This is a genomic window from Streptomyces sp. NPDC021622, assembly GCF_040640795.1.
Taxonomy (GTDB): Bacteria; Actinomycetota; Actinomycetes; order Streptomycetales; family Streptomycetaceae; genus Streptomyces.
Genome location: NZ_JBFACK010000023.1, coordinates 1 through 18,452, shown reverse-complemented (window position 1 = coordinate 18,452; position 18,452 = coordinate 1). Strand labels below are relative to the sequence as shown.

At 67.5% G+C, this 18,452-nt stretch carries 17 protein-coding genes; 11 read left to right on the top strand and 6 right to left on the bottom strand.

Annotated elements, in window-relative coordinates; all coding sequences use genetic code 11:
* Nucleotide 1: 1 nt before the first annotated feature.
* From AB0G47_RS35490 to AB0G47_RS35470, 5 genes are all read right to left on the bottom strand, one after another.
* Entirely contained in the window at nucleotides 2-1,018 is a 1,017-nt protein-coding gene (locus AB0G47_RS35490; RefSeq protein ID WP_360778459.1) for a ketoacyl-ACP synthase III, read from the bottom strand.
* A 146-nt stretch (nucleotides 1,019-1,164) separates the two neighbouring features.
* Entirely contained in the window at nucleotides 1,165-1,737 is a 573-nt protein-coding gene (locus tag AB0G47_RS35485) for a hypothetical protein (protein ID WP_360778457.1), read from the bottom strand.
* 1,150 nt (nucleotides 1,738-2,887) lie between these two features.
* Nucleotides 2,888-3,646 (bottom strand): hypothetical protein, encoded by a 759-nt coding sequence (locus AB0G47_RS35480; protein ID WP_360778799.1) that lies wholly within the window; start codon nucleotides 3,644-3,646, stop codon nucleotides 2,888-2,890.
* 495 nt (nucleotides 3,647-4,141) lie between these two features.
* Nucleotides 4,142-6,745 carry a class III lanthionine synthetase LanKC gene (gene lanKC, locus AB0G47_RS35475; protein WP_360778453.1) on the bottom strand — a complete coding sequence of 868 codons (2,604 nt, stop codon included), beginning with the start codon at nucleotides 6,743-6,745 and terminating at the stop codon, nucleotides 4,142-4,144.
* Nucleotides 6,746-6,799: 54 nt separating this feature from the next.
* Nucleotides 6,800-7,483: a flavoprotein gene (locus tag AB0G47_RS35470; protein ID WP_360778450.1), complete on the bottom strand. Its 684-nt coding sequence runs from the start codon at nucleotides 7,481-7,483 to the stop codon at nucleotides 6,800-6,802.
* 234 nt (nucleotides 7,484-7,717) lie between these two features.
* Here AB0G47_RS35470 and AB0G47_RS35465 point away from each other — a divergent pair, with 234 nt between their 5' ends.
* The 10 genes from AB0G47_RS35465 to AB0G47_RS35420 all read left to right on the top strand — a co-directional run bounded on the left by AB0G47_RS35465 (nucleotide 7,718) and on the right by AB0G47_RS35420 (nucleotide 13,792).
* Nucleotides 7,718-8,149: a helix-turn-helix domain-containing protein gene (locus tag AB0G47_RS35465; RefSeq protein WP_266874436.1), complete on the top strand. Its 432-nt coding sequence runs from the start codon at nucleotides 7,718-7,720 to the stop codon at nucleotides 8,147-8,149.
* Between the two features lie 74 nt (nucleotides 8,150-8,223).
* A complete protein-coding gene (locus tag AB0G47_RS35460; RefSeq protein ID WP_360778447.1) occupies nucleotides 8,224-8,403 on the top strand; it encodes a hypothetical protein in 180 nt (59 codons plus the stop codon).
* A 34-nt stretch (nucleotides 8,404-8,437) separates the two neighbouring features.
* Nucleotides 8,438-8,638, top strand: coding sequence for a helix-turn-helix domain-containing protein (locus AB0G47_RS35455; protein ID WP_360778444.1), 201 nt, complete (start codon nucleotides 8,438-8,440; stop codon nucleotides 8,636-8,638).
* A gap of 32 nt (nucleotides 8,639-8,670) precedes the next feature.
* Complete coding sequence (locus AB0G47_RS35450) at nucleotides 8,671-8,955, top strand: winged helix-turn-helix domain-containing protein (protein WP_360778441.1); 285 nt, start codon at nucleotides 8,671-8,673, stop codon at nucleotides 8,953-8,955.
* Nucleotides 8,952-9,422: a hypothetical protein gene (locus tag AB0G47_RS35445; RefSeq protein WP_360778438.1), complete on the top strand. Its 471-nt coding sequence runs from the start codon at nucleotides 8,952-8,954 to the stop codon at nucleotides 9,420-9,422. The genes AB0G47_RS35450 and AB0G47_RS35445 overlap by 4 nt, the downstream gene beginning before the upstream one ends.
* A gap of 151 nt (nucleotides 9,423-9,573) precedes the next feature.
* Complete coding sequence (locus AB0G47_RS35440) at nucleotides 9,574-10,095, top strand: helix-turn-helix domain-containing protein (RefSeq protein WP_360778435.1); 522 nt, start codon at nucleotides 9,574-9,576, stop codon at nucleotides 10,093-10,095.
* A complete protein-coding gene (locus tag AB0G47_RS35435; RefSeq protein WP_360778432.1) occupies nucleotides 10,092-10,628 on the top strand; it encodes an ImmA/IrrE family metallo-endopeptidase in 537 nt (178 codons plus the stop codon). The genes AB0G47_RS35440 and AB0G47_RS35435 overlap by 4 nt, the downstream gene beginning before the upstream one ends.
* 244 nt (nucleotides 10,629-10,872) lie before the next feature.
* The gene (locus tag AB0G47_RS35430; RefSeq protein ID WP_360778429.1) at nucleotides 10,873-11,265 is read left to right on the top strand and encodes a toxin; all 393 of its coding nucleotides are present in this window, start codon (nucleotides 10,873-10,875) and stop codon (nucleotides 11,263-11,265) included.
* A gap of 39 nt (nucleotides 11,266-11,304) precedes the next feature.
* Nucleotides 11,305-12,522, top strand: a complete 1,218-nt coding sequence (locus tag AB0G47_RS35425) for an MAB_1171c family putative transporter (protein ID WP_360778426.1) — start codon at nucleotides 11,305-11,307, stop codon at nucleotides 12,520-12,522.
* Between the two features lie 31 nt (nucleotides 12,523-12,553).
* The gene (locus AB0G47_RS35420; protein WP_360778423.1) at nucleotides 12,554-13,792 is read left to right on the top strand and encodes an amidohydrolase family protein; all 1,239 of its coding nucleotides are present in this window, start codon (nucleotides 12,554-12,556) and stop codon (nucleotides 13,790-13,792) included.
* A gap of 772 nt (nucleotides 13,793-14,564) precedes the next feature.
* On the opposite strand, the gene AB0G47_RS35415 is transcribed toward AB0G47_RS35420, so the two are convergent.
* Complete coding sequence (locus AB0G47_RS35415) at nucleotides 14,565-17,336, bottom strand: DEAD/DEAH box helicase family protein (protein WP_360778420.1); 2,772 nt, start codon at nucleotides 17,334-17,336, stop codon at nucleotides 14,565-14,567.
* Between the two features lie 290 nt (nucleotides 17,337-17,626).
* Between AB0G47_RS35415 and AB0G47_RS35410 the strand changes: the two genes are divergently transcribed.
* Nucleotides 17,627-18,196 carry a transcriptional regulator gene (locus AB0G47_RS35410; protein ID WP_360778417.1) on the top strand — a complete coding sequence of 190 codons (570 nt, stop codon included), beginning with the start codon at nucleotides 17,627-17,629 and terminating at the stop codon, nucleotides 18,194-18,196.
* The last annotated feature ends 256 nt before the right edge of the window (nucleotides 18,197-18,452 follow it).

The following is an 18,452-nucleotide window of genomic DNA, read 5'->3' as shown; positions in this document are numbered from 1 at the left end:
GTCACTCCACACTGATGTCGTTCGGCAGCTTGAAACACATCGAGCCCCACAGGAACCCGGCGCCGATGGCCCCCAGCACGATGAGGTCGCCCTGTCCGGCCCGGCCGTCGACGGCGAGCCTGCGCAGGGCGGTGAGCGGCGAGGCGGCGCCGGTGTTGCCGAGAGCGTCGGCGGTGACGGCCACCCGGTCCGGGTCCGAGCCCACCGCGTGCCCGATGAGCCGCACCAGCCTGGCGCTGGCCTGGTGCAGGGCGAACCCGCTGACGTCCGGCACCTCGACACCGGCCGCGGCCAGGGTCTCGGCAATCGACTTGGGAACCCGGGTGGAGGCCTCCCGCAGCACGACCCGGCCGTCCATCTGCAGGTACTGGCTGTGCAGTTCACGCCCGATCACGGCACGCTCGTGGGCCAGCTGCGAGGGCGATGCCATGTGGACGGCGTCGGAGAAGGCGTTGCCGAGGTCGTAGCTGAGCAGCCCCGCGGACGCCTCGGTCTTGCTGAACACCGCGGCCGCCGCGGCATCACCGAAGAAGATGCGGGTGGTCCGGTCGTACGGGCCGGTGGCGCGGGAGAAGCCTTCGGCACAGACGACGAGGGCGTTCTCCAATCCCGGCTCCTGCACGAGGCACGCCGCGGTGTAGATCGCGTACACGGAGGACGCGCAGGCGTGCTGGGTGATGTCCACGATCCGCGGGCTGGCGATGCCCAGCCGGTCCGCGATGATGACGCCGAGCGAGGGCATCAGCCAATCAGGGGTCGTACTCGCCACGACGAGAACGTCGACGTCCCTGGCCTCGAGCCCGGCGAGCGCAAGCGCCCTGTCGGCCGACTCGACCGCGAGCTCGGTGATGTTGTCGTTGTCTCCGAGGAACCGCCGCTCCCGGATACCGGTCTTCTCCTCGATCCACTCCGGCGTGGTGTCCAGCACCTCGCACAGTTCGGCGTTGGTGACGACCCGGTCGGGCAGAGCCAGGCTGACACTGCGCGGACTGACCGGGGCGAGTCCCCATCTGGGCACGAGGTCTCCTCTCGTAGGGTGATACACCGACCCGCGCCGGGGTCAGCGGCCGTCGCTGGACGTACTCGCGGACAGCTCCGCGCCCTCGGCGGCGCTCTCGGTGCCCCGCGGATCCATCACGTGGGGGGAGCCATGGTGTTTCCTCCTCATACCGCCCACGACGTGCCGTCGTGGGACACCGTGAGGTCTTGGAGGGTCTTCTTGCGGACGCGGCGCAGGAGCTCCTCGCGGTGCATCCCGTCCGGCCGTTCCCCGATCGGAAAGGCAGCGAGGTCCGCGCAGCAGACGACGGCCGGCCAGTACCGTCCGTCGATGAAGAAACGGTCCTTCAAAACGCCCTCTATCTCGAAGGCGGAGTGCGTGGCGAGGTAGTCGAGCAGCACCTCGTTGTAGGTGGCGACCAGCAGTTCCACCCGCCTGGCCTCACGGGCGCGCAGCAGGAAGGACATCGCCCGCCCGATCGAGAGCTCGGCCAACCGGGGCGTCCACGCCGCGTCGTCGCACGAGGTGACGTTCAGCCGGAAGAATCCCGGGGTCTGGCCGGGGGACCAGGTCACCGCGCCGACCACCTGGTCCGAGACCCGGACGATGAGATGTGAGGAGCGCTCGTCCTGTACGACGCGCCGTCGCCCGGCTGCGGTGCGCCATACCGGTCCCTCCGTGGACACGTAGGAGAAGGGCTGGGAAATCGCTCTGTCGAGCATTTCCTCATCCGCCACGGAAACCACGGGAATGAATGCGAATTCCGGTTGAACCGGCCTGCCTGTTTCACTTCCGGTCATGCCCGCTCCTCTATTGCCGACCTGGGGCTTCCGCTCCGGAATGGAGCCGCCGTCGAGAGCGGCAGCCCGTCACTCAAGCGCCTCGGCGCACTCGCTCTGGGCCGCGGCATCAACACGGATCTGATTATTTTTTCAGGGGGTGGTGTGTGGACGCGGACGACATGGCGCATCTCCGCGTCCACACACCCAAGTCACCGCTTCGAGCGGCGATCAGCTTCAGCAGGTGCTGCTGCCGGTGCTGGCCGGAAGCTCGACGCCCTCGGCGACGATCTCCTCGCCCTGCAGCTCGAGAATGTTGGTCAGGTCCATGGCCATACCTCCTTTCTGGGTATCGGTGAGGCCGCTCGGATTGGCGGCCCCCGCTTGGGGGTGCCCCATCCGGGCGGGGCCCGGTGGGGTCGGTGGCGGCTGCGCTTCAGGCCGGTTCGGCCGGCGCGGCGCGCGGGTCCTGGGGGTGCCGGGAGGGGCGGACGCGGGACAGTGGCCGCGTGCGCCGAACGCCCGCTCCACGCGGTGCGCGGTCATCATGGCGATGGTTCCCGGGTTCTTTTTCATCCGCGCCTCCCGGGGACGGCTCGGTGGCACGTGCTGACGGCGGGCGTGGCCTGCGGGAGTCAGCCGCGAGATCGCAGACTGTCCTCATCCTCACGGATGGCGCATGGAAAAAGCTCCCTGGCTTCTTCGCCGTCTGCGGCAGACAGTGAAACAGCGAAACCGCATGCTTTTCTAAGGCTGACATTTCAACTCCTTTCCCTTCAGGGCCGTTCGCCGACAGGTAAGAATCTAGGAGTCGGGATTCGGAGAGTCAAGCACGTGTGCGAGATTATCTGAAAAATCGAATCCGTCATGGAATTTCTCGAATTCGGGCATGCGGAATTACCGGCGGACACCTGAATTGACGCACCGGAAAAGGCTGAAGGGGGGAGGTTTCATTGGTGCTTGATAAGCTCCGCTGCCCGCTCAGGTGTTGCAGCCGGGACAGTTGAATCGGGCCCCCGCATCTTGCGTGCAAAGGCGGGCGAAGCCCAGAGCCGGTGAGCAGTGCTCGACCCGGTTGATGCTGGGCATGACGTACCCGCCACGTCGCCTATCTCGGCGGCGGCTTGGGGGAGTGCCGGCTCGGCGGCGGAGACGGCGTGCACGCCCCGTCGCAGCCGCACGGTGACCTTGGCCCACTCGCCCTTGTCCTGATGCCGGGCGCGCCACGATCGCGGCGCAAGTCCTCAGGCGCCAGCGCCCCCGGGCAGCGCAAGCCGCCAGGGGCGATCATGTGCCGGTCTGGTGTCACGCGGCAGGGCCGCAGGGCAGCTCTGCCGCGTGATTCCGGGTGCCGCCGGCCTCCCCGAGGCCTTGGCTGCGCCCGAGTGGAACGTTTTTGTGGTCCCTGCTGGACAGCGCGCCAACGCGACGTGATCGCGCTGGGCGATGGCGCAGCGGAATCACCCGGGCAGGGCGCTTCCCTGCGCGGCCAGCTCGCGCAGGAGGCGGTCGAGAACGCCAGGGGCGATGTGGCGCAGACGGTGGTGGCGGTAGCGTCTCGGCCGCTGCCGCCTGGGGGGATGGGCATGCCGCAGGAAGGCTTCGAGTCCCACGACAGCGGGCCGGTACCGGGCGGGGTTCTTTGCACGGCGGTGGCCCTGGCGGCGTCCTCGAAGGACACGCTCGTACATCGGTCTTCCGGATCGGTGATGCGCGGGAGGGTTTCCGCGCCGATGACCAGGATGGCCTCGAGGCCGTCGGTCCTCAGCAGGCGGCTGGCGGGCAGCGGTCCGCAGGCTCCGCCCGCGCGGGCCGCCTGGTGGCTGTCCAGCGGCCGGTCCCGGCCCGCGCCGAGCTGCTCTTCCATCGTCAGGACCGTTGAGGCAAGCGGCTGGCCGGGCGTGAAGGCGGCCACGATGATGACGTCGGCATCGGCCGGGCGTGCCCGTGCCCGCTTGAGCGCAATGCGCGCCGCGGCGACGCACGACTGCCAGGAGCGCACGCCTTGTTCCCGGCAGCGACGGCTGCGCATGCCCTTTCTTCGTGGGGCGATTTCTTCATCGCTCGTGTCCAGGCCCGGGGCCAGCACGTGAGGGGACAGGGACCGGCCAGGGGCCATGGCGGCGCTACCGACGATTCCAGTCGGTGCACCAAGCCCACTGGTCGGGCTGTTGACAGGCGGGTGGGTGGGAGGCCGGATGGTGGATGTCACGCTTCCTCATATCTTCGTGGCACGGGCGTAGGAGAGCCGGGCTCTGTCGCGGGAGGCTGGTGCGTGGCACGATGAAATGGCCAGTTCGGGGGACGTCATGGCGCCGATCCCCGGCCTTGAGCAGGTGCAGCCCCCTACGGCTGCACCTGCTCACGCGTCGACGGACCTGCTCTCGGTGAAGGGCAGGAAGGGGGCGGCCGAGGTGGCCGCTGACACGGCCAGCAGGACGCCGGCCGTGCCCGTGGCCAGGTCCATCGAGAGCCGCAGATTCTTCACTCCGGGGAAGGCCGCCTCCCCGTGGTAGGGGATGGCATGCCAGTGCAGGCGCTGGAGGTGCCGCTCGGCCAGGGAGCGCGGGTTCGGGCCGCTCTCCTGCGCGCCGATGCGGGCCACGGTGGCGAGCAGTCCCGCGCGCCCTCGGAACAGCGAGGACTGGACGACATACTCGGGTGAGCACGCGCGTACCAGTTGGGGCAGGCTCTCGGCGAGGCGGGCGTCCGCGTGGTGCTGCAGGACCTCGTGGGCGACCAGGGCGATGCCCGCACTGCCCGTGTCGAGGTAGCCGAGGGTGCGCACGCCGGGCTCCTCGTACTGCAGGGAGCCGTCAGACTGGGTCACCAAGGAGTCCAGGTCGAGGCGGAGCGCCCGCACGGCAAGGTCCAAGTACCGCTCGTCGCCGTCGTATTGGTGGCGGCGCAGCATCAGCAGGGCGGCTCCCGACCAGCCGTGCAGCAGCCCGGCCTCATGCCGCTCGCCGGAGCGCGTGGCGGAGCCGATGGCGGCGGCGACCTGCTCGGTGAGGGCGGTGGCCCGTTCCAGATAGGCGGCCAGGGCGTGCCGTTCGCCCAGGTGCTGCAGGTTCAGGGCGATGCCGCTCAGCCCCGAGTGCAGGCCTGGAGCCCGTGGCAGCTCGGCGTCCAGGACGTGCCGTTCCATCAGGTCCAGGGCCGTGTCCGAGTAGCCGAGCTCGTCGAGGGCGTAGGCGATGCCGGAGGCGCCCTCGTAGAAGCCGGGGCCCGGTTCGCGCAATGTCCGCGCACCGTCCACCAGCCACTGCTCGAAGTGCGGGAAGCGGCCCTGCCCCGAGGCGGCCAGGGCCCACAGGACACCGGCGGCGCCATGGGCGAATCCGTGTCCGCCGGCCTCCGTGGCGAACTGCTCGGGGTCTCCGGGAAAGAGCCGGTCTGTCCGGTCGGGAGTGGCCGAGCGCACGATGGCCCGCGCCATGGAGGAACAGACCGGCTCCCAGTCAGTGACCTTCTCATCCAGTGGTACGCGCAGCGGTCCCGCACAGGCCGCGGGGAGGTCGATGCGTTCGTGTGCAACGTCGAGCTCGGACAGGATGTCGGCGCCCCAGCCGGGCGGAACAGGGAAACCGTCCTCGATGATGCGGACCAGTTCCTGGGTCTTGGCGTGGGTGAGCCGGGTCAGGGAATTGAGCAGGACGAAGGCCCCGATGCGCACTGCCGCCAGGCCGTGCCAGTCGATATCCGCGCCGCGCTTGCCGCGGCTGGCGAACCCGGTTGCGCCGAGACCGGGCTGATAGGCGCGCTCGGTGATGTCACGGGCGAACTCGAAGTCGATCAGGCGCACGGAGTCGTCGTCCTGGACCATCACGTTGCCCGGGTGGAGGTCGCCGAAGACGACGCCGGCCGCGTGGAGTTCCTCGACGGCCTTCGCCACGGCGTCGCACACGCGCAGCGCGCGCTCGGTGAAGCGCTTCAGGCTGTCCGCGTCGGGCGGCGCGGTGGGGTTCTCGCGCAGCAGCCAGGGGCTGTTGCACGCCGTCCATTCCGTCAGGGGCTGGCCGGCGACGAAGTCCTGCGCCAGGAAGTGGTGTCCGCTGATGACGAAGTAGTCGAGGCATTGCGGGACGCAGGACACGCCCTGCAGGCGGGTCAGGGCCCAGTGTTCGCGTTGCAGGCGGCGTACGGCGTCTTCTTGGTGGCGGTCGAGTCCCGCGTGCGGTCGCGCCTCCTTGAGCACCACGGTGCGTCCGTCCGTGGTGCGCTCGGCCTCGTACACGCCGCCGCCGTTGGAGAAGTGCAGAGCCCTGCGCACCCGGTAGGGGTGCTCGCCCCCGCCCCCCTTGCGGGCGGCCAGTTGTGCTTCCAGGAAGGGGGGCAGGCGCGCCCAGGACGGCGGGGCGAAGACGGGTCCCCTGCGGTCGGGCTCCAGTCTTCCGTCGGGGGCGCGGTAGGCCTTCACCTGCCGGCCGGTCGCATCGAGGCAGTGCATGTCGCGGAACGCGCCGTAGCGGACGTAGAGCGGTCCCTGCTCCCAGCGCAGATCGCTGAGGATGTACGGCCCCTCTGCTCCTTCGAGTTGCCCGCCGAGGTCTTCCAGCAGACGCCGGAGCTCGTCTTCGTCCTGCGGGTAGATGGTCATCATCTTGCCGCTGGCGCCACGGGGGGCGTACTTGAAGTTGAGCGCGAGATGGGTGTTGCGGCTGCCCAGGTACTTGAACGCGATGCCGTGCGCCACGCAGTAGTCCCAGACGGTTTCCGCGAGCCGGTCGGCGTTGTCCAGCGTTGCCGAGACGTGCACCTTCCAGCCCTGCTCGGGCATGACATGACGGTCTGGCCGCATGACCACCCAGAAGCCGCGGTCGTCTCGCGACCAGCCCTGTGGCACGGCCCGCTCGGCGAGGGCCGGGCGGGCGTCGGGTAAGTATCCGCGGCCTTCGCGCCAGCGCGCCACGTCGTCGTAGAAGACCGGGTCGGCAAGACAGTAGAGCTGCTGGAACTCGAACACAGGAAACCATCCGGGGTCGGGGGCCGATACGGTGCGGCAGAGGTCCCGTGCCGCTCAGGTCGTAGCTGGCGCGTCAGCCCTGACGGGCTCGCGGGCGGTGGCCGGCTCGGCGGGTGCGGCCATGGCCTGCCGCTGCTGTTCCAGGAGCCTGAGCACGGCCCAGAGCGGGGGTGCCATGAGGACCTTGTCCCCGCTGGTGGAGCTGCGGCCCGGCTGTCCTGGGGCGACGCTGGTGTTGGGCCGCTCGCCCAGGCGGCGCAGGTTGTCCTGCAGGGCAGGGTTGAGTTCCGCGTGGGGCGGCAGCGAGGGGGCTATGACCACGGGGGCGCGGGTGCACTGCAGCGCCATGAGGACGGGAGTGTTGGCGGCTCCCGCGGCCATCCGGGAGATGAAGTCCATGCCTGCGGGGTAGACGGCGACGGCATCCGGCCAGTCGGCGAGGCGTACGTGCAGGGCGCTGGTCTCCGGCTGGTCCGGCCACACGTCCGCGATGACTTCGCGGCTGCCCATGACAGTGAGCCCCTCGCGGCTCACGAAGCGCTCAGCGCTGCGCGTGAGGGCCAACTGGACATCCAGATCGGGGTAGTTCACATGCAGCCAGTTCATCCAGAACGGAAGATGCATCACGGCCAGAGCGCCCGTTCCCACGATCAGCAGCCGCTCGGCCCCCAGGGCGGGTGCGGGCTTCTTGGCTGAAGCGCCGGGTGCGGCCTTGGCGGAGGTGTCGTCGGACGACATAGAGTCCCTCTCTCAGCGGCGAAGGAGACGCTTGTGAGCGGAGGCGATGCCACCCGGCCTTCGACTCATGAGCGAACTGAAGGGATGACGATTGATACATCAGAAGAGCTGGCGACAGTGGGAGGCTAGGTCGGCCCCCTCGGAGCTGTCAACTGGTGTGCATTTCAACTCCTCCAGGCATCCACACCAGTGTGCTGCTACGATGGCGGTGCTCGTCGCGAGGGAGGGGTAGCCATGCCCGATGCCACCGCTTCGCCGAAGCGCACCCTCGCCGACAAGCTCAATCACCTGTTCCGCACCGTGGTTCCGGCGGGACGCGAGCCGTACAGCACAGAAGAGGCTGCACAGGCGATCACTGCGACCGGGGTCTCGATTTCCGGAAGTTACATCTGGCTGTTGCGCAAGGGGCAGCGGGACAACCCGACCCTGCGCCATCTGGAAGCGCTGGCGAAATTCTTCGGCGTCCCGCCGGCGTACTTCTTCGACGATGAGACATCCCGAAGCGTCGACGAGGAACTCGCGCTCCTCGTCGCGCTGCGTGGTGCCGGAGTACAAGACGTGGCCCTGCGCGCGGCAGGTCTCTCCCCCGAGAGCCTGAGCTCGATCGCTGAGGTGATCAAGCGGGTGCGCGAGCTGGAGGGCCTGTCCACCGACCCCTCGCTCTAGCGTGCACCGGAGACCAGAGGCGCAAGTAGCCAGCGTCTTTCTCTCTCGCGGGGCCTTGCGCTGTTGAAGTCGTCTTGTCCGCTGCGGAGCCGGCCGGGCTGACACGGTGGGCGAGGCGGGCGAAGAGCGCGCAGCACCTGGCCCTCCGCGCGAAGATCGTGCTGCGGTGTGCCGAGGGCGGAACGAACAAGCGGGCCGCCGCCGAACGCGGGGTCAGCCAGCAGCCGGTGAACCTGGCGCTCCCCGGTCACTGACCTTGCTGCCGCGATGCCGTAGAGGGGCTGACAGGTGTTGGTTGCCGTTCGCGAGCACATCCCCACGCGGGCGGCCGAGTTGTTCGCCTCCGGACAGGACGACACGCAGGTGGCGAAGCAACTCCGCGTCAGTGTCCGCTCGGTGCGGCGCTGGCGCAGGACCTGGCGGGACGGCGGGGACCAGAGCCTGCGTTCCAAGGGGCCAGCTCGGGGCCGGCAGCCCGCCCCAAGCTGAGCGAGGCCCGATTCGCCGCCCTGGAGGCGGAGTTGGCCAAAGGGCCGGTTGCCCACGGCTGGAAGGACCGGACGTGGACTTTGGCCCGGACCAAGACGCTCATCGGGCGCCGGTTCCACCAGACCCTCACCCTGTCGGCCATCGCGCAGATGTTGCACCGCCACGGGTTCAGCCGCCAATGGCCGGCACGGCGGGCGCCGGATCGCGATGAGGACGTGGTCACCGGCTGGGTGAAGGACACGAGGCCGCAGGCGGAAGCGCCGCGGCGGCGCTCGGGGGCTGGATCGCCTTTGAGGACGAGGCCGGTTTCTCGATGACGCCGCCCACCACCCGCACCTGGGCCAAACGCGGCCACACACCGGTGATCCAGGTGCGTGGCCGGTCCCGGCGGCGCATCTCCGTCGCCGCACTGGCCTGCTACCGGCACGGCGCATGCTCCCGCCTGCTCTACCGGCCCCAGCGGCACGGCGACCGCAAGGAAGCCAGGCGCCGCGGCTTCACCCGGACCGATGACCGCGATCTGCTGATCGCAGCCCACCGGCTGCTCGGCGGCCCACGCGTACTGACCTGGGACGGCTTCAACGTCCATGAGGACGCCCGCATGCGGGCCTTCATCGACACGCCTTCACCGACCCCGACCGCCTCGCGCGAACTGCGGCACTCCTCAAGGACACACTGTTCACGGGAGACGGCCGACGTGGCCTTCGGCGATGAAGAAGCCGCCCCGCCACCAGCCCGGCGCCGGGGCAGAGGTGACCCTGCACTCACGTTCTTCGACTCATGATGGAACTCAAAGGCGGTTTCCCTTACGCTAGTTGAGTGACTGGCGGTGACGGACACCACTGCCGGCGTATGCGCGCCGTCAACTGATGCAAGCGTCACCGCGGTTGCCCGTCGCACCGGAGCGCAGCTCACAGGCCAGAACGGAGACGGCTATGGACAGCGAACACGGTCCGGCGGGGCACACGCTGGCCAGCAAGCTCGAGCACTTGTTCCGGACAGTCGTCCCACCCGGACGCGGGCCGTACAGCACAGAGGAAGTAGCCCAGGCCATCACGGCAAGCGGAGTATCGATCTCCAGCAGCTATGTCTGGCTGCTACGCAAAGGCCAGCGGGACAACCCTACAATGCGGCATTTGCAGGGGATAGCGGACTTTTTCGGAGTGCCTGCGGCGTATTTCTTCGATGAGCAGGTGGCAGCGGACGTCAGCGCAGACCTGGGGCTGCTCGTCGCACTCAAGGACACAGGCGTGCAGAGCGTCGCATTACGAGCAGCCGGCCTGTCATCCAAGAGTTTGCACTCGATCAGCGAAGTGATCGAGCGAGTCCGCGAACTGGAGGGGCTGCCCCAGGACGCGCCAGATCGCTGTCTCACAAACAGGGAAACACAAGACAGGAAGCGATCACCCTCATCTGGCGGCACGGCGCCCGATGAGAGAAATGGGGAGGATGCGTGAGCCTGTATGGCTTGCACCGCCGGTGCAAGGCTCTCATCCGCAGCCTGGATATACCGAGCCCGTTCGACGTGCATGCTCTGTGCCAAAACATCGCGCAACAGCAGGGCCGCCCAATCCAATTGAAGGCTCTCGCGATGCCCGCAGGCAGCCCTTGCGGGCTGTGGGTGTCCACGGCCACCAATTACTACATCTTCTATGAGAAACAGGCCAGTCCATTCCACCAGGAACACATCATCGTCCATGAGCTCGGCCATCTTCTGTGCGGCCACACCACTGCGGCAGTTATGACCGACGAGACGTCACGCCTGCTCATGCCAACCCTGAACCCGAACATGGTCGAAAGAATTCTGCAGCGCACCCACTACAGCACCCCGGAAGAAAAAGAGGCAGAAATGATCGCCTCACTGATTCTCCAGGGTGCCGAACGGGCTCCGGCAGAGCTGAACCGTCCTACACCAGAAGCCGACGAGACCATCAGAAGGGTGCAGCGCTTGCTGGTACACCGTCATGAGCGCCACCCACGAATCCGATAACGCATCCCATATGCGCCCCGACGATCTTCCATCATGAATTCAGTAAGGGAGCGAGTGGCGGTAGACCATGGCTAAATCCTCCAGACATGTTCACCAGGCACAGCGTAAAAGGTCGGCACAGCTGCTGGAGAGCTGCCGGAAAAGACTGGCGAGCCTGGAGCTTCCAGAGACGCCTGACATCCGGATGCTGTGCGAACACCTCGGTCGGCAACGAGGGCGCCCGATCCATCTCATCCCCGCGGCAATGCAGGCGCCCGATCCCTGCGGACTGTGGATAGCCGCCAACAATGCCGACTACATCGTTTACGAGGCCAACACCAGCAAACTTCACCAGGAGCACATCATCGCCCACGAACTGGCACACATGATTTGCTGCCATCGCGGCACTGGCGAACTCGACGAGGCCACCATGAACCAGCTGTTCCCAGGCCTCGGTCCAGAGCTGCTGCGCGACATATTCCGCCGTACCACCTACTCCGATGTACAGGAGGAAGAGGCCGAGATCACGGCCTCGCTGATCCTTGGGCGAGCCGATCGCTGCCCGCCCGAACGCACCTGGACAGTACCCCCCGGGACCGTCGGGACCGCCGCACGGATTGAGCGCTCACTGAAGAACTCCCCGACCAGAGCATCATGAAGGCAACCCGGTTCCAACCTACCTGCCTTTGGAGCTGCTGTGACCGGAGCCAAGAGCATCGTCTTCCCTCTGCTCGCCGCCTTATGCTGGGCGGCGTTCTTCTACAAATGCCGCGGCCTGAAACCGGGGCGGCGCGATCCAGCGCTGCTCGCACTATTGGCCGCTTTCGCCTTAAAGGGCACGGCCTTCGCGCTCGCAACCCCCGAAATAGCTCGGGCCGTCGACCGGCAGTCAGGCATATCTGACATAGCAGCACTGGCCATACACCTCCTCGGCGGCGTGGTCTTCAGCACCGCAGTACTCCTCGTGCTCCTGTTCTGGGCACACGAACCCGAACGGGCATGGCCGAAAGCCCAGTGGCGAATTTCCATCGCCGTGATCATGATGCTAGCCATGCTGTCGCTGTGGATCGTGGCCTCTTCCGAGGCGTCAGGGCGCTCAACGCACTATCTTCTGCAGAACATTCACCGGCCCGTGGTAGCCGCATACTCGCTCCTCTACGTAGGAGCCTTGCTGATAGCACTTTTCGAGATCGCTCGCCTGTGCTGGAGATACGCCAAAGTCGCGGGGGAACCATGGCTGCGCCGCGGCTTACGCCTCACCGCTGCGGGTGCACTGATCTATTCGATCAACTTTGTAAACCGAGCCTCGGCCATCGCCAGCGTACAATTCGACCTCCGCCCACTGGAGTGGGAAGTGCTGACCGTGCTAGGTGCAGGAATCGGCATACCACTCATAGTCGGTGGCCTCACCATGCCTTCCTGGGGCCCTCGCCTTTCGGCCCTGTATACCTGGTGGAACAATTACCGCGCCTACCGCAGCCTTGCACCTTTATGGCTCGCGATGCATCAAGAACTACCCGAGATCGTTCTGCATCCCCCAACTTCGACCCTGCCCAATCTGAACTATCGCTTGTACCGCCGGGCCATCGAGATCCGCGACGGACAGATCGCACTGCGCCCCTACATGAATCCTGAGACCGCCGTGCGGGCAGCCGAACTGGGCAGAGAAGCCGGATTAGTTGGCAATGAGCTACGGGCCGTGGTTGAAGCAGCCCAGCTGAAGGTGGCGCTCAAGGCCAAACTGGACGGAAGCTCCGTTCCAATCAATTCAAGCACCAGCAGCGACCATCCCGTTTCCTCCGAACTCTATGGTGGCGACGATCTGGCCAGCGAGACTGTTTGGCTGTCACGGATCGCGCGAGCCTTCGCACATTCACCGGTGGTCGCAGCATCGGTAAACGGTCGCTTCAGTTAGCGGCTACTTAGTTATGAAGGGGCACATCCGGGTGGTTTCCAGCGGCGCACAACAATACATACAGGGCCAGAGAACCTGGGCGGTCCGCGCTGCGCGGCTGTTCGACGGACATGCGTTGCGAGCGGGGCGCCCGCTGGTGCTCATTGAGGATTCACGCATCGCCGGTGTCGATATGACAGGGGCGGTCCCCTCCGCGGATCTGCCCGTTGTGGATCTCGGTGATGCCACGCTGCTGCCCGGGCTCATCGACTCCCACGTACACCTCGCCTTCGACCCCGACGACCGGTCGAAGCAGGCGATGGCGGACGAGGACGACCAGGCCACCCTGTCACGTATGCGCGCCCACGCCGGGCAGCAACTGGAGGCGGGCGTCACGACCGTGCGAGACCTCGGCGACCGTCACTTTCTCGCTGCATCGCTCCGGGACCGCTACGCGGCAGGAACGGAGACGGGCCCGGAGATCGTCGCCGCCGGGCCGCCCATCACACGAACTCGCGGACATTGCTGGTTCCTTGGCGGTGAAGCCGACGGCATCGCCGCCCTGGAAGCCGCAGTCGAGGAGCGCATCGCCCGCGACGTCGACGTGGTCAAGGTCATGGCAACCGGCGGTGTGACCACTCCCGGATGGGGACCGCACCAGTCGCAGTACTCACGTGACGAACTGGCCGCGGTGACCCGGGCCGCCCATGCACACGGCAAGCCAGTCACCGCGCATGCGCACGGCCGACAGGGCATGGCCGATGCCGTCGCGGCCGGCGTCGACGGCCTCGAGCACGCCTCGTTCTTCACCGAGGACGGTGTCGAGCCTGACTGGAAGATCGTCGCAGCCGCGGTGGAGGCAGGCATCTTCATCGGCGCCACCGAAGCCTGGCTGCCGACAGGCGCGATGGTCGCACCGCACATGGCCGAGCGCGTGGCGCAGCGCGCCGAGAATTTCGCGCGGATGCATCGCGAGGGAGCGCGGCTGGTCTGCTGTTCTGATGCCGGAGCCGGCCCCCGCAAGCCCCACGGCGTGCTCCCGTACGGCGTCATCCACTTCGGCTCCCTCGGCCTCACCAGCACCGAGGCTCTGGCTTCGGTTACCTCCCTCGCCGCACAGGCGTGTGGGCTGGCCGAACGCAAGGGGAGGATCGCCGTCGGCTACGACGCCGACCTCATCGCAGTGCCCGGCAATCCCCTGCAGGAGCTGGAGAGACTGCTCGACGTCCGCACCGTGATCCGAGCGGGAAGGACATTCAAGGGCCCGGAAATGAAGGGTGAACGCCGGTGAGGTGACTCCGGGCCACTCTCGAATAGCTCTGAGCAGTGCCTGGGGTACCGGTTGTGAAGATCGCTGCCCGGCGGTTCGGCGGTTCAGGGTGTCTACGCAGCCAAGGCCTGGTGCAGCCTGGGCCACACCCCCACCTGGCTCATCGGCGGCGCCGGAGTCCAGTTCGCCATCGGCTGAGCACCCCCCGGCTGCCGGCCGCGTCCTGCCGTCGGCGCGGTTGCCATGGGAGGCGTAGGACTTGTCGTCGGCGACCCCCTCGGGGTGAGAGCGTGGGCGTCCGATCAAGTCGCGGTCCCAGATCTTCTCCAGAACGGGAATGAACGCAGCGCTGCCAGAGTCCTGTCCGGCGTGTCAGAGTCGAACCGGGCCGCAGAGCGGGCCTGTTCCAGTGGCGTCGAGCCCGGAAAGGCCCCGGGCTTGCGCAACAGAGTCTCCAGGCAGTGATCCAGCACGAGCCGGGAGCCGCCCCGGCCGCTGAGCCGTTCGTGGCTGGCACGGTTGGGCTTGGGCGCGGGCGCATTCACGGGTGCGGCGCGGCACCGGCGGCGCACCACACAGCCGAAGTCGCCTACTACAACTGCCATGCCCACCGAGCCCATCCCGGCTCCTACTACCTGGTGAACACCAGAGGAGCGCACCGCTTGGACGACATCTTCGGCCTTGCCGCCACAGCAACCAGCAGCGAAGCCAGTGAGGGAACACCACACAGGCTCCGCCAACAGCCGCACCGGCATGAGGCGGCCTGACCTAGGGCAGACATCACGCCCGAGTCCTACGTGGCGCTCTCGCCACTGCGTTCCAGATGTTCTTCGCGAGCCCAGTTGAGGCCGAGTTCGGCGAGTTGCCCCAGCTGCCCGGTGTCGAGGCCGGTGCGGCGTTGGCGGGCGGTGTGCAGACGCTGGCGGAGCCGGATCTCGATACCGTCGATGGTCACCGTGTGCGTGGGGTCGACGATGTGGCGGCCATACTCGTCGACGAGCGGCCCGACATGGTCGAGGTGACGCCGAGCAGCCTCGACGAGCAGCTGGAAGCGTTCACCCCGGCTGCGTCTGCGCCCCGCCACTCGCGACTGCCCCTTACTGGCGTTCCCACTTCCAGCGCCGAGGCCTTGGAGCGTGTTCTGCGCGGTGCCGGCTACCTCGATACCTGCGCCCGCCCCGGTCGAGGTGAAGCCGATACCACGCCGACGGAGCTCGTCCTGCTGCTCGGGCCGCAGCGACATCCACCGGGCGAGCTGTCCCGCGACCCATTTCCCGAGGTCTTCGCCGCCGTAGCGGCGTGTGCCTGCCAGGAGTTCGCCGGCATGGCCGCCGTCACCCAAGTAGAGGTCAATCAACGAGAGATGACGTTGCCACCCGGCGTTCCACGGCCCGGCCGTGCGCCACGGCACCCCAAGCGCATCAAGACCGCCGACGCGCCCAGGCCACCGCTGACGGAAGGAGTCTCGTCGGCAGTCAGTCATGATCCTGCCGATCCCATGCACCACCCCACCAACCTCGACGGTCTCGTCGCGACGAGGCAGGAGATGACGGTGCCGGACGGCATACACCTCAATGGCCCGCCACACCTCCTGCCAGGCGTCTTCGCGGGGCGCCCACTCAATGCCGAGCTCTTCCAACTGCTCGGCAACATACGGATCGAGCCCGCCGGCCCGATACGCCTTGCGCCAGGCCCCGACCTGCACCCCAAGCAGGACACCGCCTTCACAGTGGCCGCGCGGGACCTTCAGATGCCCCGTACGGCCCCGGTACCGACGGGCGACGTCAAGGGCACGCGCCTGGTCGTCCCCCAGCCCCTCGCGCACGCGTAGCTGCACCCATCGGGCGATCTCTTCGGGCGCCCGCTCGGCCAGCACAAACCGAAGTACCCCACCCCGGCCGCCACCCCCGGTCCCTGCACCCTCGCCCCCCTCCCTCACACCCGCCCCCTGCCGATGGGGGACGCGCGGGGTAGCGATTTGGTCGATCAGCGTCTCGCTGTGAGAACGCAACGCACGCAATAGAGCCAGGAGAGGGTCCCAGGCGGGACCATACAGATCCGCCCGGCTACCCGGCTCAAGATGCACGACAGGAACCACGATTGTGGCGACCTTCTCCGCCAGCCCCGCCGACGAGCCCGAACACCCACCGCGCTCGGCCTGCTGCGCCTGGGCCCGCTGCTCAGCAGGGATGCGCAGAGCACGTCCGACGCACTGGACCAGGTCAATGGCCCCGGCTCGGGGGTCGATGAAGGCGACCGAATCGACGACCGGGACATCAACCCCTTCCCCGAGCAAGCGCACGGACGTCACCACGCTCAGATCGACTGCCCACCCGTCCGCGCCCCGCCCCTGCCCCAGTTGTTCGTGCAGGACGGTGTACCTCTCGTCGGCAGTGTTCCCGGCGGACAACGCTGCAGCTCCCACGCGACCCGGTACAGCCACGCCCGCCTCCCGCAGCCGCCTGGCCTGCTCAGACAGCGTGACGGCAAAGGCCTCGGCATCCTCGACCCGGTTCGCGTACGCCAAAACCCGCTTCAACCCGTACTGGCAAGCGGCCTTCAACAACGCGGTCTGCTGAGCGGCGAGATACAACCCCCGCGCCCTCTCACCAGCCCGCCCCTCGACCACAACAGCTTCCTGCAGAACAGGGTCGTCGACCTCAGCCACCACGATCTGAAACCGCGCAACCAGACCATCGGCCTGGGCCTGCTGCAAGGTGAGTTCGAAGGCCACGGGCCCGAACCAGGCCGGGTTATCCATCGAGGCCAGCGGTCGCTCACCGCCCCCGGCCGGCACCCGCACCCAGGCATCGCCAGCATCCCGCCGCGCCCCGCTCTCGCTCCCATGCTCGAAGCCCCCGCCCAAAACCTCCCCGCCACCGTCGTACCCGATGCGCTTCCCGCCAGCGCTCTCCGAACCAGCAACCCAGGCCACCCCGGCGCCGCCGACAGTCCGGTGTGGCAGGGTGCTCCAGATCCGCGGGGTTGCAGTGAGCGCGAGCCTCCGCCGAGCCGGCACCGCACCCTGCTCGTTCACCAACGCCCACGTGGTAGTCCCCGCACTACGGTGCGCCTCATCGGTGATGAGCAGGTCCCACACAGGCAGCGCCGGGATACCCGGCACCACCAGAGCGTGGGCCTCAGCAATAGCGGGCACAGAGGCATACGTGGTGAACACCGTCCACGCCCGATGCCCCTGCCGCTCCAACTGACGCCACCACCACGCCAGTTGAGCCGGACTCGTCGTCGACGGCACACCGCACGAGGCGAGAACCGGATCCCCCGCACCGAGGGAACACACCACGGCCATGGCACCCCGCCGGCCACCGTCACGGCGGAACGCGAGCAGGCTCTGCTTCACCAACTCCAGCGTCGGCTCCACCACCAGCACACGCCCGCCAGCGGCCACCCGGTTGGCCACCTCCGCCGCAAGCCGCGTCTTGCCCGTCCCACACGCCATCCGCACCTGCGCCCGCAGCCCACCCTCGCCGCCACCGGCCGGCGCTTCCAGCGCCCGGACGACCGCCTCACAACCATTCCTCTGATGCGGCATCAACGGCTGCACCGGCCCCTGCCTCCCGCCTCACCAACACGGAGCCCCGGAGAGCACCCACACTCTGAAACCAACTCACACACTTTCATTCTGCTACAGCAAACGCCCCCGCCGCCCCCCTTCCACGCCGACAGAGACAAGAACCCTGGACAACACCTCTCACACCCGGCCTGCGAAGAACCCCACCAATCCCGAAAGCACACCCCGCGATCAAGGCTGCGACAGAAGCCCAAAACACCGCGAGAACAAGGGAGTTCCGGTATTATGGAGGAAACAGATCATCGAGGAATGAGAGCCCTGCAATGCCGGAGAGGACACATGATTTCGGTCATTACGGGGCCCAGGGCATCAAGGGCAGCGAAGCCGTCGCCCGCCAACTCGACCAGCTCGCCGGTTTCATCGCCACCCCGATCACCGCAAAGCGTGGCCTGACGGCTCGTCTGCACTATCTGACCAAATCCGACCACGCACGCACCGCGGCACGCGAAGCCGGACTGACCGTCACCGACCGCACCATCAAGGCTTGGCTGACCGGCCGTCAACAGCCCTCCCGCGCCAGCCTTCAGCAGATCGAAACCGCCTACCGCACAGTGCGCCGACAGAACGTGGCCCGCTACCTGCTGCGCCGGCTGAACAGTGGGGGAGGGACCCGGGTGGAGATCCATCCGTTCAACCAGTCCCAGGTCGATCGGCGGTTCCAACGGGTGCTGGAGTACCGCAGTCTCAACATCCGCCAGTGGGATGCCATCGTCCGGGCCTGGGCCGCAGCGGACACCAGCGCGCTGGACGATGCATGGGTGGATGTCATCGTGGACCTCGGCTCCCAATGGGGACAATACGAATACGTATCCGCCGTCGGATTCGCGGCATAGAACTGAACATCTGTCAATTCTCTTAGAGAAACCAGAATTGACAGATGTTCACCAGCAGACCGCGACTTCCGCCGCTAGCTGCCGCTCTTAGTGAAAGCCGCGGAGCGGATTTCACCCGGAATTCGCGGAGCGAATTCCGGCAGGCCGAATCGCGGAGCGATTCGAGACCCGGCCCGGAGGGCCGGCGGAGCGCGGAGCGCTCCGGATCTTCCGCCGCGTAGCGGCGGCGCGTCGTGTCTGCGGAGCAGACCCCGCG

Bases quoted from the DNA above. Each gene is read 5' to 3' on its own strand.
- AB0G47_RS35465 (WP_266874436.1), top strand. From the start codon at position 7,718: ATGCCCGATGCCACCGCTTCGCCGAAGCGCACCCTCGCCGACAAGCTC.
- AB0G47_RS35480 (WP_360778799.1), bottom strand. From the start codon at position 3,646: ATGGAAGAGCAGCTCGGCGCGGGCCGGGACCGGCCGCTGGACAGCCAC.
- AB0G47_RS35445 (WP_360778438.1), top strand. From the start codon at position 8,952: ATGACGCCGCCCACCACCCGCACCTGGGCCAAACGCGGCCACACACCG.
- AB0G47_RS35430 (WP_360778429.1), top strand. From the start codon at position 10,873: ATGCAGGCGCCCGATCCCTGCGGACTGTGGATAGCCGCCAACAATGCC.
- AB0G47_RS35440 (WP_360778435.1), top strand. From the start codon at position 9,574: ATGGACAGCGAACACGGTCCGGCGGGGCACACGCTGGCCAGCAAGCTC.
- AB0G47_RS35410 (WP_360778417.1), top strand. From the start codon at position 17,627: ATGCCGGAGAGGACACATGATTTCGGTCATTACGGGGCCCAGGGCATC.
- AB0G47_RS35470 (WP_360778450.1), bottom strand. From the start codon at position 7,483: ATGTCGTCCGACGACACCTCCGCCAAGGCCGCACCCGGCGCTTCAGCC.